The 25,848-nt window shown below is 62.2% G+C and carries 22 protein-coding genes; 18 read left to right on the top strand and 4 right to left on the bottom strand.

Going from position 1 to position 25,848, the window contains the following annotated elements; genetic code table 11:
- Positions 1-2: 2 nt before the first annotated feature.
- Both QWI75_RS21380 and QWI75_RS21375 read right to left on the bottom strand, forming a co-directional pair.
- The gene (locus QWI75_RS21380) at positions 3-503 is read right to left on the bottom strand and encodes a TlpA family protein disulfide reductase (protein WP_289271400.1); all 501 of its coding nucleotides are present in this window, start codon (positions 501-503) and stop codon (positions 3-5) included.
- Positions 504-516: 13 nt separating this feature from the next.
- Entirely contained in the window at positions 517-990 is a 474-nt protein-coding gene (locus QWI75_RS21375) for a DsrE family protein (RefSeq protein ID WP_289271399.1), read from the bottom strand.
- A 204-nt stretch (positions 991-1,194) separates the two neighbouring features.
- Here QWI75_RS21375 and QWI75_RS21370 point away from each other — a divergent pair, with 204 nt between their 5' ends.
- Positions 1,195-2,031, top strand: coding sequence for an REP-associated tyrosine transposase (locus QWI75_RS21370; protein ID WP_289271398.1), 837 nt, complete (start codon positions 1,195-1,197; stop codon positions 2,029-2,031).
- A gap of 108 nt (positions 2,032-2,139) precedes the next feature.
- Here the strand turns inward: QWI75_RS21370 and QWI75_RS21365 are convergent, their stop codons facing one another.
- Together QWI75_RS21365 and QWI75_RS21360 are read right to left on the bottom strand one after the other, a co-directional pair.
- The gene (locus tag QWI75_RS21365; RefSeq protein ID WP_289271397.1) at positions 2,140-2,811 is read right to left on the bottom strand and encodes a response regulator; all 672 of its coding nucleotides are present in this window, start codon (positions 2,809-2,811) and stop codon (positions 2,140-2,142) included.
- The gene (locus QWI75_RS21360) at positions 2,798-4,255 is read right to left on the bottom strand and encodes a sensor histidine kinase (RefSeq protein WP_289271396.1); all 1,458 of its coding nucleotides are present in this window, start codon (positions 4,253-4,255) and stop codon (positions 2,798-2,800) included. The genes QWI75_RS21365 and QWI75_RS21360 overlap by 14 nt, the downstream gene beginning before the upstream one ends.
- 589 nt (positions 4,256-4,844) lie before the next feature.
- On the opposite strand from QWI75_RS21360, the gene QWI75_RS21355 reads away from it, so the two are divergent.
- The 17 genes from QWI75_RS21355 to QWI75_RS21275 all read left to right on the top strand — a co-directional run bounded on the left by QWI75_RS21355 (position 4,845) and on the right by QWI75_RS21275 (position 25,834).
- On the top strand, positions 4,845-9,779 hold the full coding sequence (locus tag QWI75_RS21355; RefSeq protein WP_289271395.1) for a cupredoxin domain-containing protein: 4,935 nt from the start codon (positions 4,845-4,847) through the stop codon (positions 9,777-9,779).
- Positions 9,780-10,186: 407 nt separating this feature from the next.
- Positions 10,187-11,113, top strand: a complete 927-nt coding sequence (locus tag QWI75_RS21350) for a carboxypeptidase-like regulatory domain-containing protein (protein ID WP_289271664.1) — start codon at positions 10,187-10,189, stop codon at positions 11,111-11,113.
- Between the two features lie 25 nt (positions 11,114-11,138).
- Positions 11,139-12,080 (top strand): formylglycine-generating enzyme family protein, encoded by a 942-nt coding sequence (locus QWI75_RS21345; RefSeq protein WP_289271394.1) that lies wholly within the window; start codon positions 11,139-11,141, stop codon positions 12,078-12,080.
- A gap of 109 nt (positions 12,081-12,189) precedes the next feature.
- Entirely contained in the window at positions 12,190-13,194 is a 1,005-nt protein-coding gene (locus tag QWI75_RS21340) for a formylglycine-generating enzyme family protein (RefSeq protein ID WP_289271393.1), read from the top strand.
- Between the two features lie 335 nt (positions 13,195-13,529).
- Positions 13,530-13,829 carry a hypothetical protein gene (locus QWI75_RS21335; protein WP_289271392.1) on the top strand — a complete coding sequence of 100 codons (300 nt, stop codon included), beginning with the start codon at positions 13,530-13,532 and terminating at the stop codon, positions 13,827-13,829.
- A 43-nt stretch (positions 13,830-13,872) separates the two neighbouring features.
- Complete coding sequence (locus tag QWI75_RS21330) at positions 13,873-14,661, top strand: HalD/BesD family halogenase (RefSeq protein ID WP_289271391.1); 789 nt, start codon at positions 13,873-13,875, stop codon at positions 14,659-14,661.
- A 120-nt stretch (positions 14,662-14,781) separates the two neighbouring features.
- Positions 14,782-15,480, top strand: a complete 699-nt coding sequence (locus QWI75_RS21325) for a hypothetical protein (RefSeq protein ID WP_289271390.1) — start codon at positions 14,782-14,784, stop codon at positions 15,478-15,480.
- A gap of 140 nt (positions 15,481-15,620) precedes the next feature.
- Complete coding sequence (locus QWI75_RS21320; RefSeq protein ID WP_289271389.1) at positions 15,621-16,145, top strand: hypothetical protein; 525 nt, start codon at positions 15,621-15,623, stop codon at positions 16,143-16,145.
- Between the two features lie 39 nt (positions 16,146-16,184).
- The gene (locus QWI75_RS21315; protein WP_289271388.1) at positions 16,185-17,126 is read left to right on the top strand and encodes a phytanoyl-CoA dioxygenase family protein; all 942 of its coding nucleotides are present in this window, start codon (positions 16,185-16,187) and stop codon (positions 17,124-17,126) included.
- A gap of 119 nt (positions 17,127-17,245) precedes the next feature.
- Positions 17,246-17,722, top strand: a complete 477-nt coding sequence (locus QWI75_RS21310) for a DUF4149 domain-containing protein (RefSeq protein WP_289271387.1) — start codon at positions 17,246-17,248, stop codon at positions 17,720-17,722.
- A 384-nt stretch (positions 17,723-18,106) separates the two neighbouring features.
- Positions 18,107-18,691, top strand: coding sequence for a hemerythrin domain-containing protein (locus QWI75_RS21305; RefSeq protein WP_289271386.1), 585 nt, complete (start codon positions 18,107-18,109; stop codon positions 18,689-18,691).
- A gap of 28 nt (positions 18,692-18,719) precedes the next feature.
- The gene (locus tag QWI75_RS21300) at positions 18,720-19,661 is read left to right on the top strand and encodes a universal stress protein (RefSeq protein WP_289271385.1); all 942 of its coding nucleotides are present in this window, start codon (positions 18,720-18,722) and stop codon (positions 19,659-19,661) included.
- 291 nt (positions 19,662-19,952) lie between these two features.
- Complete coding sequence (locus QWI75_RS21295) at positions 19,953-20,189, top strand: CDGSH iron-sulfur domain-containing protein (protein WP_289271384.1); 237 nt, start codon at positions 19,953-19,955, stop codon at positions 20,187-20,189.
- 90 nt (positions 20,190-20,279) lie between these two features.
- Positions 20,280-21,386: an HlyD family secretion protein gene (locus tag QWI75_RS21290; protein ID WP_289271383.1), complete on the top strand. Its 1,107-nt coding sequence runs from the start codon at positions 20,280-20,282 to the stop codon at positions 21,384-21,386.
- A 157-nt stretch (positions 21,387-21,543) separates the two neighbouring features.
- On the top strand, positions 21,544-23,514 hold the full coding sequence (locus QWI75_RS21285; protein ID WP_289271382.1) for an ATP-binding cassette domain-containing protein: 1,971 nt from the start codon (positions 21,544-21,546) through the stop codon (positions 23,512-23,514).
- Positions 23,511-24,665: an ABC transporter permease gene (locus QWI75_RS21280; RefSeq protein ID WP_289271381.1), complete on the top strand. Its 1,155-nt coding sequence runs from the start codon at positions 23,511-23,513 to the stop codon at positions 24,663-24,665. The genes QWI75_RS21285 and QWI75_RS21280 overlap by 4 nt, the downstream gene beginning before the upstream one ends.
- Complete coding sequence (locus tag QWI75_RS21275; RefSeq protein WP_289271380.1) at positions 24,662-25,834, top strand: ABC transporter permease; 1,173 nt, start codon at positions 24,662-24,664, stop codon at positions 25,832-25,834. The genes QWI75_RS21280 and QWI75_RS21275 overlap by 4 nt, the downstream gene beginning before the upstream one ends.
- Positions 25,835-25,848 lie beyond the last annotated feature (14 nt).

Below are 25,848 nucleotides of genomic sequence, written 5' to 3'. Positions count from 1 at the left end.
ATTCAATCTCCCTGCACGGACACGAATTCCCGGAACTGCCGGTTCTGCAGAATGCCTCCGCCTGGATGGAACAGCACGACATGGCCCTGGGCATCCAGCAGCACGTAGGTCGGGGTCGCGTTGATCTTGAACGATTGCGCCACCCATCGGTCTTCATCATAGGCGGTCGGGAAGACGAAGGTGTCAGGCCGCGCCTTCACGAATTGCTCGACGTTCGTTCTCGTGTCCGCGAACCCGATAGCCAGGATGTGGAGCGACGCCGGCTTCTCCCGTTGGGCAAACTCCCCGATGAGCGGCAAGTCCCGCTGGCAGACCCGGCACCAGGGCGTCCAGAAGACCAGCAAGACCGGCCGGCCCTTCAGCGACTCGTTGCTGTAGGCCTCGCCGGTGAAGGTGACCAGTTCGAACGACGGCGCCGGCGCGTTCAATGTCGCGGCGTTCGATTCCGTCACGACGAAAAGCGCGATGAGGCACGCGACGAGGCTCAGACTGACCCAACGCATGCAAAGCTCCTCCTCACGGCTTGATGTAGAGATAGCCCTCTCTTTGGAGGTCCGCGATCCGCTTGACCGCGACCGGGTGCAAGGTGGCGACGAAGCCCTTCGCCAGGTTCTCGATCGTCTTGCCGAACATCTTCATCGACACCTGGCACATCTCCGCCTTGGCGCCCTTCTCGATGATCTGCTCGAACCGTTTCGTCATCTCCGCGTCCATCTTGTCCTTCTCGAACAGCTCCAGCGCCGGACCGTGCACGACCAACTCGACATCGATCTTGTCCGGACCGCCTTCCGCGTCGATATGTTTGTTGATGAGCGCCAGCGCATACTTGGCCACCTCGGGGTCCTTGCCGTCCACATGATAGAGCACCTTGACCTTTTCCGTTGGCGCGTCTGCCGCCAGGGCCTGGTTGTGGCCAAAGGACAACAAAGCCGCGAGGGCTATTGCCGAGCCCGCGACATACGCCTGGTTCCATCTCGATATCGTCGCCATGATGCTCTCCTCTCTGTGAAGGGTGATGATCCCTACCTGCTCCGGCTCATGCGCACATTGTAATCGCCCGCGGCTGAAAGAAGCAGAGGAGAATCCCGTCAAGAGCGAACAATCCTTCCCCTAGCCGATAGGGGAGAACATCCCTAGCCCTCGAAAGGGTCAGGTCTTGCGATCACGCAGGACGTCCGTTACACTGCCGCGTCTATGGCACGGCCGTTGCGGATTGAATACGCCGGGGCAGTCTATCATGTCACGAGTCGCGGGAACGCGCGGCAGGATGTGGTGGCGGACGACCGGGATCGGGCCACCTTCCTCGCGCTGCTCGCTCACGTGGTCGATCGCTTTGCGTGGCGCTGCCATGCCTATTGCCTGATGGACAATCACTATCATCTCCTCATCGAAACACCGCAGCCTAACCTCTCACGGGGGATGCGCCAACTGAATGGGCGCTATACCCAGACCTATAACCGGCGACATCATCGCGTGGGGCATCTGTTCCAAGGGCGCTTCACCGCGATTCTCGTGGAGAAAGACGCGCATCTCCTCGAACTCTGTCGCTATGTGGTCCTCAATCCCGTGCGAGCGAACCTAGTCCCCCATCCCCGGCTATGGCCGTGGAGTAGTTATCGCGCCACAGTGGGCGAGACACACGCTCCCCCCTGGCTGACGACAGACTGGATTTTGGGTCAGTTTGGTCAACGAGTCGGGCCGGCACAAGAGAAGTATCGCGCCTTTGTCGCCGAAGGGCGGGGCGGCCCCAGGCCGTGGGAGCAGTTGAGGGGCCAGATCTATCTGGGCTCGGACGAGTTCATTGCCACCCATCAACCGAATCGGCCCATCCGCGAGATCCCGCGCCGGCAGACCCACGCCCAGCGGCCCTCCTTACAGGCGTTATTTCAGCGACGAGGCGGGGTGGCGCGGCAGATCGCTGTGGCCTATCGGTGCTATGGCTATCGGCTAACGGAGATCGCGGACCATTTGGGTGTACACTACGCGACGGTGAGTCGCCGGCTCAAGCAAACTGAGAAGGAGGGTGTATGATTGCAAGACCTGACCCGTTTAAGGTGACCGAGAAGGAGGGTGTATGATTGCAAGACCTGACCCTTTTAAGATGATGCCAACAAAGCTGGCGGGCTTTTTCGACACCCTTCATTGCGGAAACCGTTTGGTGTAATAGACGGCTGCCTGGGCGCGGCGGGTCACCTGGAGCTTCTGGAAGATATTGCTCAGGTAGTTGCCCACGGTTTTGTCGCTGAGCGCGAGCGCGCTCGCGATCTCCTTGTTGGTCTTCCCCTCTGCGACCAGCGCCAGGACCTTCTGTTCCTGAGGCGAGAGCGCCTGCTGTTTCTCCTCTCCGGCCGCCGCGGCTGTGAGGCTGGAGAGCGTTTTGACCCGCGCCAAGACCCGTTGCGTCACGGCGCCGTCAAGGATAGATTGGCCGCCGGCGACCTTTCTCAGCGCCCGGACCAGGTCGTCGCCGCTCACGTCCTTCAGAAAGAACCCATCGGCTCCCGCGAGAATCGTCGCCAGCACGGCCTCGTCATCGGCATAGGAAGTGAGAAACAACACTCTGGCCGAAGGCTGCGCCGCGCGGATGGATCGGCAAGCCTCCACGCCGCTTCCGTCCGGCAGCTTGACGTCCATCAAGACGACATCCGGTCTCAAACGGCCGGCTTCGGCGATCGCGGCGGATTGGGTGCCGGCCTCGCCGACGACCTGGAAGCCGCCGGCCTCCTCGAACAATGTCTTGAGGCCGAGCCGGACCACTTCGTGGTCGTCCACCAACAGCAAGCGAATCGGCTGCTCGTCAGGAAGAGGCATGCGTCCGCTCCATAGGAAGGATCGGGATCGTGCAGACGACGGTTGTGCCATGACCATGCCCGGATCGCACGTCGAGACGTCCGCCGAATCTCTTTGCTCGGGCCTGCATGTTCTTGAGTCCGTGCCCCTGCTGTGGAGAACGCGAAACCTCGAACCCGACGCCATTGTCCTCCACCACAAGCCGCAGGCCCTCTTCCGACAAGCCGAATGACAGGGTTCCCGCGCTGGCGCCTGAATGGCGGAGACTATTGCTCATGGCCTCCCGCGCAATGGAAACCAGGTGCGTGGCCTGATCCCCGGTGACCAGCTCTGAAGCTTCGGAATCGAACTGAAGAGTGTACCTGAGCCTGCCGGAACCATTCATGCCGTTAACCAGGGACGTCAAGGCCGCTTCGAGCCCCTGCCCGTTCGAGATCGGCGGCTCCAGTCCTCCCAGATAGCCGCGCAGATCGCGGATGACCAGCTTGAGATCGGCGATGGAGGCGCCCAACTGCGTCATCGACTCCTCCGGTTCGGTCGTGACGAGTCGCTGGCAACGTTCGAGGTTGAGACCGATCGCGAAGACGGACTGAATCACCCCGTCATGGAGGTCTTCCGCCATCCGCTCCCGCTCGTCAATCGCCCGCCGAAGTTGCTGCTCGCTTCGGCGCAATGTCTGTTCGGCGCGCGTGGCTTGGTTCAAGGCAGAAGTCAGCTCATCCACCATGCGGAGGTAGCCCCGGCTCAGATAGATCAGCAGCAACGAGCAGGCGATGAGGCCCAATCCATGCCAAAACCACCAACTGGCTCCCCAGGGAACCGAATAGAGGAACACGACCTCCGCCAGGCCGAACAGCAGCGGGAGAAACGTGAAAAGCAGGTCTTCGGCTTGGACGTTTCGTCGGTAATCCGGGAACAAACGGACGGCCCCGGCGAAAAAGAACAGTGAGGCCAGGCTTTGCGAAACCAGGGCTGCCGCCGTCCATTGTCCGTTCCGCATCATCTCTGGGAGTTGCTCAGGAAAGAGGAGTCCCCAGGCTCCGAGCGCGAACGCCCCCGCTGGGATCATCCAGAGCCATCGGGCGGTTTGGGACGGACGGTCCGGTTCATCCCCCAACCAGGTCAGCACGAATCCGATGCTGCCGGTCAGGCTCGCGACGTTGCGGAGAAAGACGAAGGCATGGCCCGGCTCTGCCATGGCGTGGAAGATCTGTAACAGGCCCATCCCCAGCAACCCGACCGCCACGGTACGCCACTTCTGGGCCGGAGAGGTATTCCGCCTGTGAAGTAGCACAATGGCCGTGGCGATGGCAGCCAGGCCACCCAGCGCCTCCACTGTGGAATGGACCGGTTCCTGATGCCACCGCCAGTCCGGCCATTGCACCTGTAATGACAGACCTGTCAGGAGTGCGCCGGCGCTGCCGCCGACGAGCAAGAGCAGGAGCTTGGAAGAATCGGCACGCATGGGTCTGCCCCGCCTGGCAGGACCGACCTTCAATCTCAAATGAGGCGCGCTCAAAGAAATGAGCCTCCCCGCCGCCCATCGTACCATGACCGGATCTGCCCCTTCCCGCCTCACTTGCGGTCTTCATCTGTCCAAGGAAATAGACAGTCTAACTACTTGAAATGTGGTTGAGCGGCTTCGGCTCCTCGCCGGACTGTCTAACCGTCTGGAAATTTTGCCGCTCGGACTCAGCCCGGAATCGCGCGAAGCAAACAGACCTAACTCTTTGTCTCGCCAGAGAAAAGCTGCAGGTCGGCCGATCCGGCTCCGAGATCGGCACGACGATTGCGCTGTGGTGAGCCGCCGGTGGAGGCGTGGGTGATTAGGACCGGCCTCCGAATAACCCAGCCCATCATGTGATGGGGCCCTCCACCGGCATTAACCCGTGATCTCGTGAAGCGGGCGGCGTCAAAGGGAGGCGGAAGTGACCTGAAGCGAGTCACGGATAGCAGCGGAGGCAGGGCGGAGATACAGGGAGAGAAGGGTTGCGATCCACATTCGTATAACCGACCGCGACGGAGCGGTCTTTTCACCACAAGGAGGCCGTCGTATGACGAGCTTGTTATCTCAAAATAACCGAAGGCGCCGCCGAGGGACCTTGTTGCCCCTCCAAGCGGCGTTGCTGGCTGGGAGCCTGGCCGCAGGCCCGGGACTCTTTGCAGCCGGCGAGGGGGACCTGTCCCACAGTGGCCATGCCACTCCGGTGGCGATGCCTGGATGGACCCAGGCCTTGAAAGGCCAGACCGTGGTCGAGGACGCCATTGAAGGGCGGGCCGGCCGTTCGGAAAAGGTCGAGCTTCAGCACCACCGGTTGATGCGGAAGCTTGAGGAGCAGGCGCAGAAGGATGCCCAAGCTCAAACCACATCCGGCGTGTTTAACGGCATGTCGATGATGCACCAGTACATGGGCCAGGACGGCTCGAGCTTCCTGCTTATGTCGGACCCGGCAAAAGGCGAGCCCGTCTCCTTGTCCGGCGGCAAATGCCCGGCCGGAACACCGGTCAAGCAGTATGACGTCTCGATGATCAACGTCGAGATCACGTTGAACCGGTGGTTGGATTTCTATCCCGGCTACATGTACGTGTTGACGGAAAACATCGACAAAGTCCGGGGGGAGGAAGCGAAGAACAAGGCGGCGCGGGAAAAGGAGTTTGATCCGGGCGCCGTCAGCACCGGATTGCAGGGTGACATCATTCAGCCGCTGGTGCTCCGGGCCAACCAGGGCGATTGCGTGAAGCTCACGCTGCGCAACCAGATGGAAGGCGAGGACGGGAGCCTGTTCATCCAGGCTTCCAGCATGATCGTGAGCGCCACCGGCAAGCCGGCCACGACGACGAACCCCGAGTCGATTGTGGAACCCGGCAAGTCGCAGGAGTTCGAGTGGTACATCCATCCGCAGATGCAGGAGGGTGTGCGGCAGTTCCATTCCTTCAGCCATGACCGCGAGTTGACGGTGTTGGGCCTGTTCGGGGCCTTCATCGTCGAGCCGAAGGGATCGAAGTATCTCGATCCGCTCGGGACGGGGCCGGCGCCGGAAACCAAGAGCGGCTGGCAGGTCATGATCGACAACGGCTCGGGTCCGGATTTCCGCGAGCACGTGATCTTCTATCACGAGATCGGCGATGAGGCGTTCCGCCCGCTCAATAAGAAGGGCGACTTCCTGCCCCAGCGCGATCCCTTGACGGACGCCTACCGTCCTGGCGGCCGCGCGCTCAACTACCGCAGCGAGCCGTTCGGCATCGACCAGATGCACCTGCAGCACGAGTATTTCGGGTTCGAGGACGAGTCGCTGGCCTACAGCGCCTATACCTTCGGCGATGTGCCGACGACGATCCCGCGCGGATATCTCGGCGACCCGACCAAATGGCGGATCGTGCACGGTGGGTCGGAAGTGTTCCACTCCCACCATCCCCACAGCGGGTCCATCCGTTGGATCCGCAGCCCGCGCGCGGAACCGCAGGACTTCTGGGCGGCAGGAGCGGACGGGCCGATCAAGTATCCGGTCGTTCGCACCAAGTCCGATCGCGTGGACGTGGAAGTCATCGGACCGTCGGAGGCGCTCGATCTTGAGGCCGAAGGCGGCGCGGGTCAGTCTCAGCATTTGGCGGGTGAGTTCCTGTTCCACTGTCACGTGGCGCATCACTATGTCGCGGGCATGTGGGGCTATGGTCGCGTGTACAACACCCTTCAGGTCGGCGCGGGCCACACGGACACGATGCCGGACCTCCGGGAGTTGCCGGACCGTCAGGGCCGAATCAAGATGGGCGTGAGCTCCGACAAATTGATCGGCACCACCGTCGATTGGTTCGGCAAGAAGTTCCACATCGTGGACAAGAAGCAGAAGAGCAACTGGAAAGCCGACCCGGTCGTCGTGAACATCAAGGATTGGGTCGAGATGTTCGTGCCGGCGCAGGGCAAACCGGGCCATACGGACGACGAGAAGGGCCAGATCATGGCCTATGACGCGACGGTCTGGGACTGGGCTTGGAAGGGCGATGTGGCCTATGGCGAGCGGGAGAGCACGGCCAAGCATCCGAAGTATCCCGCCGCGGCCAAGTGGGATGACAGCACCAGACCGGTGATTCTGTTTGATCCGACCACCGGCAAGATGGCCTGGCCGCTGTTCAAGCCGCACTTCGGCAAACGGGTGCCGTTCTCGGCCAACCATAGCGGCGCGCCCTGGCTGGAGCCGATCCACCAGGACGAAAACGGAGAGCGCACCAGCGAACCGGCGAAGCCGGGCGAGAACGGCCGGTGGAGCTTGTGTCCGGACAATGCCAACACGAAGTTCTACAACATCAAATTCATCAGGCTGCCCATCACCTTGGCCAAGAAGCAGGGCAAAGAGCCCGCCATTGTGGACAAGGACGGCCTGATTTATGTCTTGGCCGAAGAGGAGAGGCTGGTTCGGGCCAATGACGACCTCAAGTATCCGCTCGTGATCCGCGCCAACGTCTATGACTGCGTGGATTCCATCCTGACGAGCGAGTGGGACGACGACGAATTCACCAACTTCCAAGCGTCGAAGATCAACATCCATCCCCACTTCTTCCAGTTCGACACGGGGAACTCGGATGGCGTGATCTCCGGGTTCGAGTATGAAATGTCGGTCCGGCCGTACACCATGCATGAGAAGAAGAACAAGCATGGATTGCCGGTGCCGATGAACTCCAAGCTGGTGGAAGGAGTGAAAGCCGGCGCCAAGTCCATCAAGATCAAGATGGCAACCGGCGCCACGAAGTACCATGTGAACACGGAATTGCTCGTGGGCGCGGACTGTGTGGAGCCGAGCAAGGACGCCACGACGTCACTCAATCGCGACAAGAGCTGCCAGGAAGTCGCCCGGATCAAGGAGATCAAGGGCGATGAGATTACATTCGTGAAGCCGTTGAAGCATAACCATCCGGTCGGGGACATCGTGACCCCGGAGTTCGTCCGCTATCGCTGGTGGGTGGACACCGATCTGGGGACCGTGTTCTGGCACGACCATGCGTTCGGCGCGACGACCTGGCCGCACGGCGGGTTCGGCGTGACGATCGTGGAACCCTATGGGTCGACCTATCATGATCCGAAGAACGGCAAGGTGGTCTGGAGCGGTCCGATCGCGGATATTCACAGCAGCGAGCCGATCGGCTATGGAGTCAACGGCAGCTTCCGCGAGCTGATGGTATCCATCCACGACACGGTGCCGCATACCGTGAACGTGATCCAGGCCGGGAATCCTCCTGGACAACCGGTCGAAGTGGCGCTGGAGGCCGGGAAGACCGTGTCCTTCCAGATGCCGGAAAAGATCCTGAACGCACCGAATCAGTTCATCAACGGCGGGACGCACACGACAGGAAGCGGGCTCAACTTCAGAGCCGAACCTTTCGCGCAACGTCTCGCGAACAATCCCGACACGTCCAAGCTGTTCAGCAGCGCGATCCACGGCGATCCGGATACGCCGCTCCTGCGCGCGTATGTGGGCGACACCGTGGTGTTCCGCCTGCTGCACCAGTTGATGAACGAATCGCACGTGTGGACGATCGCGGGCCATACGTTCCTGACGGAACGGTACGCCGGGGACGCCAACCGGAAGAACTCGATCCATGTCGGGATCGCCGAGCGGTATGACCTGGTGACCAAGGCCGGCGGATTCCAAGGCATGCCGGGCGACTACATCCACTTCAACGGCCGAAGCTCGCACTTCGCCGAAGGTGGATGGGGTATCGTGCGCGTGCTGGGGAAGCACGCGGAGGACCTGATGCATCTGCCGACCGGGACGAAGCCGGTGGAAATCCCGGCCGTGCCGTCATCGGTGTGCCCGGCCGGCGCGCCGGTGAAGAACTTCAACGTGGTGGCGATGGATCGCCCGTTGAAGCTCCATCCGAAGGCGCCGGAGGCGATCGAGGTGGACTTCGAGCGCAAGATCGAAATGACGGTGCCGGAAGGCAAGATCTATGCGCTGGAAGAGGAAGCCACCAAAGTGGCCGGGGACGTGATGCCGCATCCGCTCACGCTCCGGGTGAACCTCGGTGACTGCATCAAGGTGAACCTGAAAAATAAGATGAAGGCGAGCCGGGCGTCCTTCTTCGCGCCGGGCCTGGCCTTCGATCCGAAAGACAGCCTCGGGCTGAACGTCGGAAACAACCCCGGCGATCAGACGATCGCTCCGGGCGAAAGCCGCACCTACACCTACTATGCGCATCCGAACAACAAGGAGACGACATCGTTGGTGTGGGACGGCGGCAACATCGTCGTGAATCCGCGCAACGGATTGTACGGGGCGGTCGTTGTCGGGCCCCGTGGATCGCAGTACCGCGATCCCGTCACCGGCGCCGATCTCTCGCAGAAGAACGCCTGGCGCGCGGACGTGATCGTCGATACCAGCCTGCCGGAGAACGTGGGCAAGCGGAACTACCGGGATGTGGCCCTCTTCTTCCAGGACGAGGACAATATCATCGGGACCGCGTTCATGCCCTATGTGCAGAACGTGGCGGGGTTGACGGCGGTCAACTACCGAGCGGAACCGTACAAGTTCCGTGAAGAGCAGGGGTGCAGCCTCGGGAAGATCTTCCAGCCTTGCACGGTGGACAAGCCCGAGGATCCGATCACCCCGCTCATCGAGGCGCACGCGGGCGATCCGGTTCGGATCCATGTGATCGGCGCCAACAGCGAACAGAACGGCATGTTCTCGGTGGAGGGCCATGAGTGGCCGATCGAGCCCTACATGCCGGGCGCTGACCAGATCAGCGTGGTGGAGTATGCCGGGTCGGAGACCTTGGATGTCTTCCTCCGTGGCGGTGCGGGTGGACCGTACCGGCAAGTGGGCGACTTCCTCTGGTCCAATCAGCGGCTGCCCTACACGCAGTCCGGACAGTGGGGTTATCTGCGCGTGTTGCCGGTCGGTGATCAGCGGATCCAACCGCTGGGCGCGCCGGCTGTCGGCATCAAGAGCGCAGAAGGGCAGCCGGAGCCTCAGGCCATTCCGACCGCGATGAAGTAAGCGGGGCGGAATGGTGTAAGACGTGGTGGGGGAGCTGCTGGTTACACGTAGCTCCCCCATCGCTTTTTGTAGTGGCTAGTTCAATGTGCTGGGTTCTAAGGCCTGGAGACTGAGTGCTGAACAAGAGGAATTGCTGAGAGGATCCTTGCATGTCGTGGGATCTGGAACTCAGCGCTCATCGCTCAGCACTGGGCTTTCAGGACTCAGCACTGGTACTGAAGGCGTTCTCCGGCGGCGTCAAGAAGAAGGGCTTCTCCCAATGAGCCGCCGGTTCTAGCAAGCTTGGTATGGAGAGGAAAGCGGGAGGGATCACTGGAGGTGTTTCTCCGGCGGCATCAATGAAGAGGGGCTTCGCCCGATGAGCCGCCGGGGCTAGCAAGCTTGGTATGGAGGCCGGGGTGAATACAATGATGAAACATCTTCTGGCGGGGCTGTTGGCCGGCTGCCTGAGCGTTCCCGCCTATGCCTATGAAGAAATCACGGTTTCGGACGGCGGGACTCTCATGGGCACCGTGAAGCTAGAGGGGAAGGTCCCGAAGCCGAAAGGGTACAACCTCGTGACGATGCCGGACCAATTCTATTGCGGGCGCATCTCCGATGGGCAAGGCTGGCGCATTCTGCAACCGTTCCAAGTCGGGCCAGCCGGCGAATTTCGCGAGGTCGTCGTGTATCTGGAAGGAATCGACAAAGGCAAACCATTCGGCGAAAGCGGCTTGCCGCAAATCGAAGCAAAAGACTGCCTGTTCCACCCATTCACCACAGTGGTGCGGGACAATCAATCGGTCACGGTCGTCAACATGGACCCCGTCATGCACGACATTCAAGCCTACGAAACCTCTCATTTGGGTCCCCGCGTGTTGTTCAACGTGCCGCTGCCGATGAATCCGCAGCACCCGCGCAACTTGAAGGATCGCAGCGATGCCGGAATGTACCACAAGCACATGGCCGGCGCGCCGATGAAGCAATTGGTGAATCTCAGCAAGGGGCGCCGGATTTTTGTCATGCAGTGCGGCTTTCATGCCTACATGGAGAGCTGGGGCCTGGCCGTCATGAATCCGTACTTTGCCAAGACGGATGAGCGGGGACGGTTCACCCTGACGGATGTGCCGCCGGGTACCTACAAACTGGTCGTCTGGCATCCCTATGTTCGGACAACGACGGAGCAGACCGTCACCATCGGTCCACAGGCGAAGGTGGATGTGACCATCAAGGTCCCGGCCCCGACCGGACGGCTCTACGCCAACGAGGTGTTGGAGCATGATTACGTTCGCTACAACGTGCCCGAGGAAACGAAGAAGGAAATCGATCCGATGATCCAAAAGCAGGATCGCTGAAGAGGGGGCGACGAGAGGCATCCGGATGAACGCATCGAAGCACGTGGATCGGAAGACCGGCGCGATGAAGAAATGGCTCAATATTTCGATCACAGCGCTCCAGGCGGTGACCGCAGCCGCCCTTATTTGTGTTGCCGAACCGGGTCTGGCCGATCACCTGAGTCCTAAACACGACCCCTGGGCGGAACCCTGGGAGATGGAGCGGTTGGCCCTGTTGGCTGTTCCGGAGGACATGGTGCTGGTGCCGGCAGGATCCTTCTTGATGGGCAGCGATCCTCGGGTGGATCGCGCGGCGGGGCCGCAGGAGCGGCCGCAGCGATTCGTCATGCTCGATGCTTTTGCCATCGACCGGTACGAAGTCACGAACGTTCACTATCTCCGGTTCGTGTTGGCCACAGGAGCCACGTGGCCGCCATATTGGATGCAGGACCCGTTTCCGGAGAAGCTGTCCCGCCACCCGGTCATCGGGGTGAGTTGGGAGGAAGCGGACCGTTACTGCCGCTGGGTGGGGAAACGTCTCCCGACCGAGGCGGAGTGGGAAAAAGCCGCGCGTGGAGCGGATGGCCGCATCTTCCCCTGGGGCAATGAGCCGGCCGGGTGGATCAAAAGCAACATCGCGCATCCGGGGTCCAAACGGGGCGTGAAGTATCCTCCGTTGGCGAACGTCGACCGCTACGAGCGAGGCATCAGCCCCTACGGGGTCTATCAGATGGCGGGCAACGTCAGCGAATGGGTCGCCGATTGGTTTGATCCTGATTATTACCGGAAGGGAGTCAACGAAAACCCGACGGGGCCGGCCGGCGGCGAAGACAAGGTCTTCAGGGGAGGGTCGTGGAACGAGGACCCGGAAGTGGCGCGATCGGCCGGGCGGAACGCGGCAGCGCCGAGCCACCGGAGTTATCTCATCGGCTTTCGGTGTGCAAAGACCGTGGGGAACGACGAGCAGCGGATGGCCAACGGCAGGTAGACAACAGCGAACGGTCATCGGCTCCGAACTGCGTACTGGTCGCTCTTCGCCGCCTGCTGTTCGCCGTGGGCTGCTGACGGTCAGGTTCATGAAACAAGGAGGCCGAAAAATGCAAATGAACACAGTGGATGCCCACAAGAAAACCGAGTGGGCCATGAACGTCTTGTTGGTTGTGGCTGTCATCTTCGGGTCGGCGAAGGTGGTCTGGGGCCTCGACACGCAGGATATTACGGTGGAGTGGACGGCGGAGGGTAAGAAGATCGCCATGAAGCGAGTCGCCTCCTGGCCGATGAAGGACGAAACGGTGCTCGTGCCAGCCGGATCGTTCCTGATGGGCAGCGACAAGAAAGTGGATCGCTTGGCGTATCGCTCCGAGATGCCGCAGCGCGGCGTGCATCTCAATGCCTTCGAGATCGACAAATACGAAGTGACCGCGCTCCAATACCTGAAGTTCGTGCTGGCCACGAACCGGCCGCCGCAGATCGACTGGCGATACGACGGCGGCAACTTCCAAGAGGCGATGGCGCATCACCCGATCATGCACGTGTCCTGGTCCGACGCCGACGCCTATTGCGCCTGGGCCGGAAAGCGGCTTCCCACCGAAGCCGAGTGGGAGAAGGCGGCTCGAGGGACGGACGGCCGGATCAATCCCTGGGGCAATCAGAGCGCGGGATTAAGCCGGGCAAACTTCGGCCGCTCGGGACTGTCTGGGCCCGTGCGGGACCGGCCGGAACGGTTGCTGATGTACCCGCCGATCATCGCGGTGGACAAGTACGAAAACTCCGCGAGCCCCTACGGGCTCCATCAAACGATGGGCAATGTGGCGGAATGGGTGGCGGACTGGTATGACCCGGACTATTACAAGGTCGCGCCGGACCGGAATCCCAAAGGTCCGGAGACGGGCACCCAAAAAGCCTTCCGCGGCGGCGGCTGGATCGATAGCACCACGACCATGCGGGTCGCCATGCGGAACGGGACCGATCCAAACACCAAGATGAACTGGCTCGGCTTCCGGTGCGCCCGTGACGCGCAGGAACCGGCGACCACGCAACTGTCCTTGGCCCTCCCAGAGGGCTCGGGGCCGGCCGGCGCGGGCCAACACGACGTGCGGTGATCGGGCATGGCCATGGGCCGCTCGCCAATCGTCATTCGCCAAACGTTAATCGAACGGAAGCGGAGTCGATAAACGAATTCCTGGCTCTTCGCGAATGACGATTGACCTTTGACGATTGACGGTATTGCCGGCCCCATCGTGACTTGTGACAGGTGACGGTCGACGTATGACGTTTCAGACGACGCCGCTTTTCCGAGGACGGTCGAGGCAGCAGATCGGCAAACGCGCTGCAAGCCTCGATGTCTTTGACGAATTGTTCCTTCGATGGAGCTGGGTGGTTCTCGGATGCAGTGCGTTCGCATTCGCCGTGATGCAGGGACAGGAGGATGCCGAACATGAAACGGAGTGAATCCGACGTGCTGAGAATCGTCGATAGGGTCGTGACGCTGTTGTTAGGGTTGGCCGTGTTGTTGGTGGTCGCCAGCGTTGCCTGGGGACTCGATCTGCAGGACAGCACTGACGAGTGGACGACGGAGGGAAAGCGCCCGGCGATGGAGCGGGCCGCACTCCGGACAAACAACCTCATGGTCCGCATCTCGGCGGGTGAGTTCTTGATGGGCAGCACGCGCCAGGCGAGCACGCTCGGAACGGAAGTAGGCACCGTGGTCTCATCTCGAAGGACGATTGATCATTGACGGTTGAAGCCGGTGCGCGTCCGCGAAATCAGTTGAGGCGTTGATGAATCGCGTATGCGCGATGAGGGGACGGGGGATGGCGATTATGCCGGCCGAGATCGAGTCGAGGCTTCAGCGGATTCGCGACGATGTGGATCTCCAGTCGGTGCACAGCCAATATTGGCTGCAGGATGAGTTCGTCGTCCTCGACAAACTGCTGCCGCAGGTCCTGATCGACGCCATGGTGGCCGAAGCGAGGCTGGTGCAGCCGAGGATGCACCGCAATTACGTTCCGGGCCACAAGAAGGGCGGAAGCGTCAGTTTCTACACCTTGCGGGAACAGGCGCCGGTGACGCTCAACCTGTACCGGTCCCCGGCCTTACGGTGGCTGTTGAGCCGCATCACGGAATCGGACCTGCTGTTGTGTCCGGAGGACGATCCCCATTCCTGCGCCCTCTACTTCTACACCAAGCCCGGCGACCACATCGGGTTTCATTACGATACCTCCTATTACAAAGGCCGGCGCTACACGGTGCTGATCGGATTGGTCGAGCGATCGGACCATTGCCGTTTGGTGGCGCGGGTCCGCCTGAAGGGGCAGGCGGAGGAAATCAGGGAGACCAGGATTCCCATGGGGCCTGGCGCCGTCGTGCTGTTCAACGGCGATCGGCTCTGGCATGCCGTCACCCCCTTGGCGGAGGGGGAGGAACGGATCGTGCTGACGCTGCAATATGTGACAAACCAGGCGATGGGACCGGCGAAGCGCCTTTTCTCAAACTTGAAGGACGCCTTTGCCTACTTCGGCCCGGCCGTGTTGGCGAGGCGCAGATCCGGCGCGGCCGGGCGAACGTGACGCCGCGATTGCACAGGAGGAACGCAGACACCAAAAACAACACCGAGACTACAAGACAGACGCCGGGGCCGGCCGGATGTTCGTGCAACTCACCGATCTCATTTGAGGAGAGAGACGAGTATGAACAACAGTCGGCATCGCGGGACATGGGTGTATACGGGTGTGATGGTGGTCATTCTGGGCCTGACCCTGTTGCAGCCGGCCTGGGCGCAGGACGAACTCGGAAACATGGTGTTCTTCAAGGGCGGCTATGTGCACATGTTCGGCAACCGGGCCAACGAAATTTTCACCGACACCCAGAATGCCCTGGGGCAGGGCAACAATCCCGGTGATTACGGCTGGTACGTCGGGGCCGGCCTCGACTTGATCCTGTCGAAAGACGCCTGGGGGGCGATGAGCAAGACCTGGGCGGTGGGAGAGATCGGCCTGCAATTCAATCGGCTGGTGTCGAAGACCGTGACGAGCGCCGTCCCGACCCTCTCGGCTGTTGCCGGCGTGCCGCTCGGCGGAGGCACCACCCCGGCGCAGACACAGCTCACGATGGTAACGATCAATGTGGCGCCGAAGCTCAAGTTCATGGAGGGGAGCCGTTTTCGGCCCTGGATCATTCCAATCGGATTGGACATCCACGTCATCAGCCCGCCGTCCAACCAAACGCAGTACCTGGACGTCGGCGTGCAGTTCGGCGCGGGATTCGAGTATCAACTGTGGAAGGCCTTCAAGCTTGGCGCGGACGCCCGGTATCACCTGACCGCCAACATGACCAACACGACGAACAATTATTTCCAGGCGGGGCCGTACGTGGGGATCTCGTTCTAGCGCGGTGCCCCTTCACCGCGGGGTGCCCGTTGCTCCGGGACCCATTGCGCCTGGCGAATGCAATGGGTGCTCGGCAATAGGCCATGGGAGAGGGCACGGGAGAGGGGAGGCTCCATAGTGATGAACAGAGGTGCAGATCGATGCGCCTGATCATCGGAATCCCGGCCGCCGCGGTTCGCGAGCGGCCGAGTCTGTTTCTCCTGATGCTGGCCGCCTGCGCGGAGACAGAGGGGGATAGGATCGCCGGTGAGACTGTCGCGACGCTGGACGACTTTCCCGCGCAGCTTGATCTTGCCCTCGATCTGGTCGAAGCCGTGAGTCAACTTAGGCCGGCCCGCGCGACCATGAACGGCCGGCCGGTCGCCGACCTCAACAGGCTATGGAGCACACTCTCCTGTTACCGCGACAGTCTGGCCGAGGCAGCTCCACAAGACTATTGCCGGAGACGGGCGTCGCGCGTCGGTGAGGCAGGGGGCTGTCCGGCTCACGCCTGCGCTTCGCCCTGTCCCTTCATCTGCGCCCGGTGTTTCCAGCTTGTCGGAAAGCAGGATGAGACGCCGGCTGCCGATTGCCTGCACAGGATCGCGGTCGAGGCGGAAGTGGACTGGTGTCCCAATCTGTCCTTGTGCTGTTCGGATGCGATCGAAGGCTCTTCACAAGGGTGAATGCTGGTCGTGCGGCGGGTTAGAACCGGGAGGTCCAGGATGAACACGATCTACTATGAGGCCCCCTTCAGCGACGACGTCAGGCGGCAGCGGCTTTTCGAGGGGCAGTTGTTCGTCTATGCGCCACGTCCCAGCACCATCGCCTTTTGCGATTTTGCCAGGACGCTCATCCAGGAGGCGTTTGGGACGCTCTATCCGCCCACGGCGCAGCATCATCTCCCGGTTGAGCAGTACGCGGCTATCCTCGGGAAGCTCAAGCCGCGATTCATCCATCATCCGGAATCGAAGGAACACATCCGGAAGATTTTTGCGGAGATGGGTTGCGACTTGACGAAATCCTATTTCGATGTGCCGAAGATGAGAAGCTCGACGAGCGACAACTATCTCACGACGGGCATCGCCTATGCGTGGCATCCCCATCGCGACACCTGGTACTCCGCGCCGGACTGTCAGATCAATTGGTGGATTCCGATCTACGACATCGAATCGGACAATGCCATGGCCTTTCACCCCCGCTATTGGAACCGCCCGGTGCGGAACACGTCGAGCGGCTACAACTATTATCAATGGAATCAACGCCACCGGGGAGAGCATGTCGCGCAGTATCTGACGGAAGACCCGCGCCCCCTGCCTCGCCCCAGCGAGCCGTTCGACCGGGAGCCGGAGATCCGCTTGATTTGTCCCGCCGGCGGGATCATCCTGTTCGCAGCCGCCCAGATGCATTCGAGCGTGCCCAATACCTCGGGACGGACCAGGTTCAGCATCGACTTCAGGACGGTGCACCTCGACGATGTCGTCGCCAAACGCGGCGCGCCGAACCTGGATAACGAGTCGACCGGGACGGTCATGCGGGACTACCTCCGCGCATCGGATTGTTCGCGCCTTCCGGATGAGATCGTGGCGCTCTATGACGACGGGTCCGGAAGCTCCGGCGAACTCATCTACCGGGATCGAGAACAGGGCCAGGCGTCCACTCAGTAAGCGTGATGGATGAGGACGCGCGGCCAGGCATGAATCCGCGGCGGCCACGAGCCTTGATGCGTCCGAATCCACGACGAGGTCCGTTTCACGAATGACGAGTGACCGATGACGAATAACGAATGACGATCTTCCTGACCTGGCTGCACATTCTTGCCGCGGTCAGTTGGATCGGGGGCATGATCTTTCTGTCGTTGGTCGTGGTGCCAGTCATTCGAAAGCCGCCGCTGGCGCAGCAACGCGCGGTCCTATTCCCCATCGTGGCGCGCCGGTTTCGCCTGGTGGCCTGGAGCGCCATGCTGCTGTTGCTGGTCACCGGGCCGATTTTGGCCGCCAGGCGCGGCATCTCTCTCATCAATCCGACTACCTGGCCTACTGTCTTTGCGATCAAGCTGATCCTTGTCGGTGTCTTGTTCGGTCTCACGGCGGCGCATGATCTTGCGCTGGGTCCTCGCGTGGCGGAGATCATGAAACGACCGGAGCAGGAACGCTCCGCTTCCGATCTGCTGCTCCTCCGCTGGTCTCCCTGGGTGGCGCGAAGTTCGCTTCTGCTGGCCTTGGCTGTCCTGTTCTCGGCCGCCTCCCTGGCTCGAAGTTAGCTCATCATTCATCTCATCAACGCTGGAGAGGCCTTGACGGCGACCGTCGTTGGTGACCTGTCAAACGTCAATCAAAAGGAACCCGAGGCGATCAAGGAGTTCCGCCTCTCACAAATGACGCTTGACGCATGACCCGTGACTGTCCCGATCCGCCACAGTCTCCTCTCGCCGGCTTGACGCCTCATGCCCCGCTCGGCCGACCTCATTTGCTGGTTTCGTGTTGAGGGTTCTGGCGCCGCTGCGGCGCGTCGTCCTTCATGCGGCGCGAGGGCACGAACTTTGCTGTCTCGCGAGGTTTTAGAGTAAGCTGCGAATCGTCGTTGATGGGATACATTCAGATGGTTCGTGAGCAATGGACACCCCGGGCGAGGGAAGGTAAGGCACATGAGCGGAGAGCATTCAGCAGCCGGATCAATCTCGGAATTGTTGACGCAGGATCACCGGCGACTGGAGCAACTGCTCGACAAGGCCGGCGGGCAAACGGGAAATATCGACTCGATCCCCTATGAAGAATTCCGGGCAGGGCTCCTGCGCCACATCGGGATGGAGGAAAAGATCGTCTTCCCGGCGCTCCAACGGGCCCAACAGGGTCGGCCCGATCCCCCGCTCGCGCCGTCGCTTGCATCGTCGCTCGGGCAACTGCGGTTGGAGCACGGGGCGCTGGCGGCGCTGTTGATGCCGCCGCCGACCACGGCGATCCTGGCCACCATCCGTGAGATCCTCCGGCGTCATGACGAGATCGAAGAATCCGCCGGCGGACCCTACGGGGTCGCGGACGATCTGTTGGGCAAAGATGCCGAGACGATGCTGGCCTCCCTTCGCGCCGCCCCGACTGTCACCGTGATGCCTCATTCCGACAGCCCGGCCGTGACCGCGACCCTGCATCGCGCGCTGGCCAGGGCCGGCTACGGCCTCGGCGGAGCGCAGCGGGCCGCGGACCGTGAGGAGGCGCGATCGTCTGAAACATAACAGGCAGCGCATGTCTCAGGCGCCGACTATGGAAGCGAAAAGGGTGACGATGGGAAACGAACCGGCCTTGATCACACGAATCCTGTTTGCGACCGACTTTTCCGCCTGTGCGCGCCACGCCGAGCAATATGTCGCGTTTCTCGCCGCGGCCTATCGGGCAGCGGTCACCGTCCTTCACGTGCTGGAAATCTACGAAGGGGCCTACGTCACCACGGTGCAGGATCAACATGAATCGGGATCTCGGCTGGACGATGTCGCTGGCCGCCTGAGACAACCGGCCGTGCCCGTGACCCATCAGCAGAGAGCCGGCATCCCGGACGCGATTATTTGCGACGTGGCCGAGGACACTCGGGCGGATCTGATTGTGCTCGGCACCCACGGGCGAACCGGACTGCGGCATATTCTCCTGGGAAGCACGGCGGAACGCGTGCTGACCATGGCTCCTTGTCCTGTCTTGACGGTCAGGCTGCCGGAGGAAGCGGAGAGGCAAGGGGCAGGGCGGCCGATCCGATTGATGCATGTCGCCGTTCCGATAGATTTCTCGGATTGTTCCATGGAGGCTCTCGAGTACGGCGTCCGAATCGCCAAGGACGGCGGCGCGTCGGTGACGCTCCTGCACATATTGGAGCCGCTCTCCTACGGCATCGATTTGACGTTCGGGCATGCGGCGGAGCAGAACCGGCAACAGATCGCTGCGCAGCTCAAACAGGCGGCGGACGAGATAGAAGCGCGGGGAGTCTCGGTGCGCCCCGTCATTCGCGGCGGGGTGCCGGCCGATTCCATTCTGGATTACATTCACAGCTCCGATTGCGATCTCGTGGTGATGGGCACGCAGGGCCGCCGCGGGATCGCTCATGTGGTGAAAGGCAGCGTGGCGGAGGCCGTGTTGAGACGGGCGCCTTGTCCGGTCCTGGCCGGAAAGCATTTCACGGTGGCTGGAACCGGCCGGCTTGCGGCGCGGGTGTCGTAGAGCTTAGCCGCTACAAGGGTAGCTGGGGCGGCCTATGAAAACCGGAAGAAGGTTGACGAGCGTCGGTGCTTCTCCGCCGGCGCAGGCATGAAAAGACGATAAAGAGCCCGCGGTTCAAGCGAAGCTTGGTATAGAGGGGCTTCGCCCGATGAGCCGCCGGTTCAACCAAAGGTTGGTATGGAGAGAAAGGGAGAAGAATCACTTGAGGTGTTCCTCCGGCGGCGTCAATGAAGAGGGGCTTCGCCCGATGAGTCGCCGGTTCAACCGAAGGTTGGTATGGAGGAAGGGAAGATGGGAAAACCCACGATTGCCGCTAAGCAGCCGGCCGTGCTCACGCTCGATCCTGGCACCTACTATTGGTGCCGTTGCGGACGGTCCAAGACGCAGCCCTTTTGCGATGGCTCTCATACGGGATCGGAGTTTGCTCCGCTTGAATTCACCATCGCGGAGCGCAAGCAGGTGGCCTTATGTCAATGCAAGCACACCGGCAATCCGCCCTTCTGCGACGGCACGCACAAGACGCTGTGAAACGTCCGCTGGCCAGGAAGAGACCGGCCGATGCCGGGTTGCCGGAGCGGCAAGGCGTTCACCGGCCTATCGTGTGACGCAATCCGCATCATGAACCTCAGGCGTGGTGTTCTCATCATCGGGCTGGCGATCGTGCTGGTTGGGATCGGCGGCGCGTTTCTGTTCGGTCGCGGTCTCTGGAAGGCCGGCCTGCCGGAAGGGTTGATTCAAACCAACGGCCGCATCGAAGGCGATCATCTCACGGTCGCGAGCAAATTTCCGGGGCGCGTCCAAGAACTGTTGGTCCGAGAGGGGCACATGGTCACGGCGGGCCAAGTGATGGTCCGGCTTGACGACGTCCAGACCGCCGCGCGGGTCGATCAGGCTCGCCATGCCTGGGAAGCGATCGAAGCGCAAGTGCAGGCGGCCCATACGACCCTGGCGGTATTGAATCTGGAGGTGCCGTTGGCCATCGAATCGGCTCAGTCCCATGTGGACCAAGCCAAGGCGGAACTGGAAAAGGCCAAGGCGGTCGAGCAGGAGGCCCGGCGCGACGAGCAACGATTCCGCAACCTGCTCCCTGATCAGGCTGTGGCCCGACAACAGTACGACCAGGCCAGCGCCCGTTGGACCGTCGCGCGGAACGACGTGGCCGCCGCTCAATCCGGGCTCGCCAAGGCGACGAAGGAGCTGGCGCAGGCGGAATTGGGCTGGAAACGGATCCGCGCCAAGGAAGAGGAGATCGCGGCGCTCGAGCGCCAGCGGGATCAGGCCGAGGCGGTCCTGAACGAAGCCCAAAGTATTTTGGCCGACCTCACGATTCTCGCCCCGGCCGACGGAACCGTCACGACCCGGATGGTCGATGTCGGCGAGGTTGTGGCCGCCGGCACGCCGCTTTTCGAGGTCGTTGACCTGGACCGGCTCTACCTCAAGGCCTATGTGCCGGAAGTCCTGATCGGCAAGGTGCGGCTGGGCTTGCCCGCCCGGATCTATACGGACGCCTTTCCCGAGCAGCCGTTCGACGCCACGGTCCGCTACATTGCCTCGAAGGCCGAGTTCACGCCCAAGGAAGTCCAGACGCCCGACGAGCGGGTGAAGCTGATCTATGCGGTCAAGCTCTATCTGGCGGCCAACCCCGATCACCGGTTGACGCCGGGCCTCCCGGCGGACGCGATCATTCGGTGGAAGGACGAGGTGGCCTGGACGAGGCCAAAATAACGTTAAACGTCAATCGTCAATCGCGAGGGAAACATCAACCGTCATTCGTGTTTTCCGATTGACGAATGACGCTTGCCGATTGACGAGCTTTTCCGTGCGAGTATGGTTGGTGTCTTTTCGGTTGACGAATGACGTCTGACGAATGACAAACCCGCCAATGGCTGACGATCAAACGATTGTGCGCGTCTCCGGCTTCGTCAAGCGCTACAAGAGGCACGTCGCCGTGCAGGGCGTGGATCTCGAAGTCCGGCGTGGAGAGATCTACGGCCTCATCGGGCCTGATGGCTCCGGCAAGAGCAGCCTGATGAAGGCGATCGCCGGGGTCCTGTCGTACGAGGCCGGTGAAGTCGAGGTGTTTGGAATACGGGTGGATTCGGAACGGGCCGCCGAACAGGTGAAACAGCGGATCGGGTTCCTTCCTCAGGGCCTGGGGCTGAACCTCTACCCGGAACTTTCCGTCGAGGAGAACATCGACTTCTTCGCCCGCCTGCGATTAGTCCCGGAGGCCGAACTTCGCGAGCGCAAGGCTCGGCTGCTGGCGATGACCCGACTCGATCGTTTCCGCGACAGGCCGATGAAGCAGCTTTCGGGCGGGATGAAGCAGAAGCTCGGGTTGATCTGCACGCTGATTCATGAGCCGGAGCTGGCCATCCTTGACGAGCCGACGACCGGCGTCGATCCCGTCTCGCGACGCGACTTCTGGATCATCCTCGCCGAGCTTCTTCAGGAACGCGGCATGACGGCGCTGGTTTCGACCGCCTACATGGATGAAGCGGCCCGCTTTCACCGATTGTCGTTTCTTTCGCAGGGCGTCACCTTGACCGTCGGCAGGCCCGCGGACATTCTCGCGATGGTTCCGGGCGTCAAGGTCGTGCTCCAAGCGACCCTGCAACTGGAGGCATTGGAGCGGTTGAAGCGGGAGTTTCCGCAGGCGGAAGCGCTCGGTCCGGCGATACATGTCTTTCTGCAGGACCCTGATCCGGCGACGGCCGTGCGGCGCGTCCAAGCGGTGCTCGGCGAATTCCCCGCCCCGCACATCCGCACGGAGGCCTCCGAACTCGAGGACGTCTTTGTCGCCCTGTTGCTCCGGCAATCGGGGCAAACCGGCCAAGCGGCGGCTGCGGAATGGACACCTCCGGCGTCCGAGCGAAACACGCACGAGGGGGTGGCCATCGAAGCGAAGGACTTGAGCCGGGACTTCGGGGCGTTTCGGGCGGTGGATCGCGTCGGCTTCCGCGTGAAACAGGGGGAGATCTTCGGCCTCTTGGGAGCCAATGGAGCGGGCAAAACCACCGTCATCAAGATGCTGACCGGCATTCTCCCGCCGTCGGAGGGTGAGGGGTGGGTGGCCGGCGCCGACATGCGCGGCGCCGCCGGGACGATCAAGGAGCGGATCGGCTATATGTCCCAGGCCTTTTCCCTGTATCTGGATTTGACCGTGGTGGAGAACATCCGGCTCTTTGCCGGGATCTATGGATTGAGCGGGCGGGAAACCCGTGAACGGTTGGAGTGGATTTTGGCGATGGCGGGCCTCAAGGGTTACGAAACGGATCTGACGGGCCGGCTTCCCATGGGCGTGCGGCAGCGTTTGGCATTGGGCTGCGCGCTGGTCCATCGGCCGCGCGTGCTGTTTCTCGATGAGCCGACCTCCGGGGTGGACCCGATCGGCCGGCGCCGCTTCTGGGACATCCTGTCTCGACTGTCCCGCGAGGATGGCGTCGCAATCCTGATCACGACCCACTATATGAGCGAAGCGGAACATTGCGATCACCTGGCCCTGATGTATGCTGGCCGCGTGGTCGCCGAGGGGGCGCCCGCCGACATGAAAAGTCGGGTAGAAGAGGAGGCGGGCCGGCTCCTGGAGATCCGGACGGACCAACCCTCCCCGGCGCTCAAGCGGCTGGAACAGGCCGGATATGCCGGTGCGGCGCTGTTCGGGACGAACATTCACCTGTTGGCCTCCGATCCGGCCCGCGAAGAGTCGAGGATTCGGAGGATGTTGGAGGCGGAACGCATTCGGGTCGATGCGGTGACCCAGTTGCCGCTGAGCCTGGAAGACGTGTTTGTCTATCGCGTGATGTCGCTCGAGCGGCAGGAGCGGCGGACGGCCAAGGAGGCGGCGGCATGACGTTCCGGCGCGTGGCGGCGGTGGCCTCCAAAGAATGGCGGGAGACCACCCGTGATCGGATGTTCCTGTTGCTCGCGTTCCTGATGCCGGCGCTCTGGATGGTCGTGTTCGGCTACGGTCTGGTGTTGGACGTGGAGCAGATTCCGTTCGTGGCCGTCGACCGGGATCAGAGCGAGTTGAGCCGGGATTACCTGTACCGGTTCATCCAGTCGCGGTATTTCAGCTATCGAGGCTCCCTCGCGGGCGAGGCCGAGGCCGATGCCTGGTTGCTGAGCGGCAAGGCTCGGGCGGTCATCATCGTGCCGGAGAAGTTCCAGGAGCGGTTGCGGTCGGGACTACCGGTGAGCGTCCAGACGCTGCTGGACGGCACGTTTCCTCTGCGGACGGATATTACCAAGGGGTACGTCGTCGCGATCAACGGCGCGCTCAACGAAGAACTCCTTGCGGATCATCTGTCGCGGAACCGGGGCCTCACCCGCGCGAAGGCTCGGGAACTCGCCAGGCCGGTCACGCTGGAGGTGCGCTACCTCTACAATGAAGAGGTGCGGAGCACCTGGTCCACGGTCCCGGCGCTCGTCATGTTGTCGCTCATGGTGTCGTCGCCGCTCCTCACCGCGCTCGGCGTGGTGCGGGAGAAAGAAACCGGGTCCATTTACAACATCTACAGCGCCACGGTGAGCCGGCTCGAGTTTCTGGCCGGCAAGTTGCTGCCCTACGTCGCCATCTCCCTCATCAACGTCGTGGTCTTGTGGCTCATGGCCGTGCTCCTCTTCGCGGTCCCGTTCAAAGGCAACCCGCTCTTGTTCTTCGCGTCCTCGTTCGTGTTCGTGCTGGCCAGCACCGGCATCGGGCTCGTCATCTCGCTGCTGGTCCGGACGCAGCAGGCCGCCTTGATCATCACCGTGGTGGTGAGCACGGTGCCCACCATCCTGTTTTCCGGTCTGGTCGTGCCGGTCTCCTCCTTAAGCCGGGCGGCGCAATTTCAAGCCCATCTGTTTCCCGGCATGTACCACACGAACATCGTCCGCGGCACCTTCCTCAAGGATGTGGGGCCGGCCGTGTTGTGGACGGACGTCCTCGCGCTGGCGCTCTATGCGGCGGTGCTGGGCATCGTCGGCTATCGACTGTTCAGCAAGAGGCCCAGGTCATGAGCGGCCCGGGCGCCATTCCCGTCCGGCGCGCCGCACTGTGGTGGCGGCGGCTGGCCGTGATGACGCGCAAGGAACTGTGGCAGTTGTTCCGCGACATTCCGCTCATGGGGTTTCTCCTCTATTCGTTCACCCTCTCCGTGTACATCACGGGGAGCGGCATCCAGACCCAGTTGCGGAACGCCGGCCTGCTGGTCTTCGACGCGGATCACAGCCTGTCCTCGCGGGAACTCATCCATCGGTTTCATGCCCCCTATTTCCGGTTCGACGGCGAGATTGCCAATCCGGACGAAGGATTCCAGCGGCTCGACCGGGGCCGGTCGATGGTCCTGCTGGACATCCCCGCCCGGTTTCAGGAATCCCTGCTGGCCGGAGAGCCCGTCGCCCTGCAACTGTTGGTGGATACGACCAATTCGCCGCAGGGGCTCTCGGCCGCCGGGTACGCGGCTCGCATCGTCGGGCAGTACGGCCAGGAGGCGGCGCTGGCGCGCATTGGCGCGCCGGACGGCTCCGAGCCGAACCTCCCGGTCATCGCGAGCGACCATCGCGTCTGGTACAACCAGGACCAGAATGAAACCTGGTTCGAATCCATCTCCCACCTGCTCCGCATGATTACGATCTTCGCAATGCTGCTGCCGGCGGCGGCGCTGGTGCGCGAGAAAGAGCGCGGCACGGTGGAACAGTTGATGGTCTCGCCGCTCACCCCGATGCAGATCATGCTGTCGAAGGTGCTCGCGATGACAGCGGTGATCCTCTGCGCGGTGGCGGTGGCGCTGTTCGGCGTCATGCGACCGGTGTTCGGGGTGCCGGTCAAAGGCAGCGTGCCGCTGTTCTTTGCGCTCACGGTGCTGTTCGTGTTCAGCACGGCCGGCATGGGGTTGTTCGCGGCGACGGTCACGCGCAACCAGGCGCAGGTGGGGATGATGACGCTCTTGGTCGTCGCTCCGATGCTGCTCCTGTCGGGGATCACGACGCCCTTGGAGGCGATGCCCGCCTGGGTGCGCAATCTGATGGCCCTGTCGCCGCTCCGGTACTTCATCGAAATCACCCACGGCATTCTGCTGAAGGGCGCAGGCCTGCAGATTCTGTGGCAGCCGGTGCTGGCCATGACGGCGCTTGGCGGCACATTGTTCGGAATTGGGACGTGGCGGTTCCGGAAACAGTTTGCATGAACGGGGGATAGGCG

This window comes from Nitrospira tepida (assembly GCF_947241125.1).
GTDB classification, from domain to species: domain Bacteria; phylum Nitrospirota; class Nitrospiria; order Nitrospirales; family Nitrospiraceae; genus Nitrospira_G; species Nitrospira_G tepida.
The sequence above is the reverse complement of the archived record's forward strand: the minus strand, read 5'-3'. Positions and strand labels throughout refer to the sequence as shown.

Coding starts and splice junctions, on each gene's coding strand:
- QWI75_RS21345 (WP_289271394.1), top strand. CDS start 11,139: ATGAACGCATCGAAGCACGTGGATCGGAAGACCGGCGCGATGAAGAAA.
- QWI75_RS21285 (WP_289271382.1), top strand. CDS start 21,544: ATGGCTGACGATCAAACGATTGTGCGCGTCTCCGGCTTCGTCAAGCGC.
- QWI75_RS21325 (WP_289271390.1), top strand. CDS start 14,782: ATGAACAACAGTCGGCATCGCGGGACATGGGTGTATACGGGTGTGATG.
- QWI75_RS21290 (WP_289271383.1), top strand. CDS start 20,280: ATGAACCTCAGGCGTGGTGTTCTCATCATCGGGCTGGCGATCGTGCTG.
- QWI75_RS21380 (WP_289271400.1), bottom strand. CDS start 503: ATGCGTTGGGTCAGTCTGAGCCTCGTCGCGTGCCTCATCGCGCTTTTC.
- QWI75_RS21355 (WP_289271395.1), top strand. CDS start 4,845: ATGACGAGCTTGTTATCTCAAAATAACCGAAGGCGCCGCCGAGGGACC.
- QWI75_RS21330 (WP_289271391.1), top strand. CDS start 13,873: ATGAATCGCGTATGCGCGATGAGGGGACGGGGGATGGCGATTATGCCG.
- QWI75_RS21280 (WP_289271381.1), top strand. CDS start 23,511: ATGACGTTCCGGCGCGTGGCGGCGGTGGCCTCCAAAGAATGGCGGGAG.
- QWI75_RS21295 (WP_289271384.1), top strand. CDS start 19,953: ATGGGAAAACCCACGATTGCCGCTAAGCAGCCGGCCGTGCTCACGCTC.
- QWI75_RS21275 (WP_289271380.1), top strand. CDS start 24,662: ATGAGCGGCCCGGGCGCCATTCCCGTCCGGCGCGCCGCACTGTGGTGG.
- QWI75_RS21370 (WP_289271398.1), top strand. CDS start 1,195: ATGGCACGGCCGTTGCGGATTGAATACGCCGGGGCAGTCTATCATGTC.
- QWI75_RS21375 (WP_289271399.1), bottom strand. CDS start 990: ATGGCGACGATATCGAGATGGAACCAGGCGTATGTCGCGGGCTCGGCA.
- QWI75_RS21335 (WP_289271392.1), top strand. CDS start 13,530: ATGAAACGGAGTGAATCCGACGTGCTGAGAATCGTCGATAGGGTCGTG.
- QWI75_RS21300 (WP_289271385.1), top strand. CDS start 18,720: ATGGAAGCGAAAAGGGTGACGATGGGAAACGAACCGGCCTTGATCACA.
- QWI75_RS21360 (WP_289271396.1), bottom strand. CDS start 4,255: ATGCGTGCCGATTCTTCCAAGCTCCTGCTCTTGCTCGTCGGCGGCAGC.
- QWI75_RS21310 (WP_289271387.1), top strand. CDS start 17,246: ATGACGATCTTCCTGACCTGGCTGCACATTCTTGCCGCGGTCAGTTGG.
- QWI75_RS21365 (WP_289271397.1), bottom strand. CDS start 2,811: ATGCCTCTTCCTGACGAGCAGCCGATTCGCTTGCTGTTGGTGGACGAC.
- QWI75_RS21320 (WP_289271389.1), top strand. CDS start 15,621: ATGCGCCTGATCATCGGAATCCCGGCCGCCGCGGTTCGCGAGCGGCCG.
- QWI75_RS21315 (WP_289271388.1), top strand. CDS start 16,185: ATGAACACGATCTACTATGAGGCCCCCTTCAGCGACGACGTCAGGCGG.
- QWI75_RS21340 (WP_289271393.1), top strand. CDS start 12,190: ATGCAAATGAACACAGTGGATGCCCACAAGAAAACCGAGTGGGCCATG.
- QWI75_RS21305 (WP_289271386.1), top strand. CDS start 18,107: ATGAGCGGAGAGCATTCAGCAGCCGGATCAATCTCGGAATTGTTGACG.
- QWI75_RS21350 (WP_289271664.1), top strand. CDS start 10,187: ATGATGAAACATCTTCTGGCGGGGCTGTTGGCCGGCTGCCTGAGCGTT.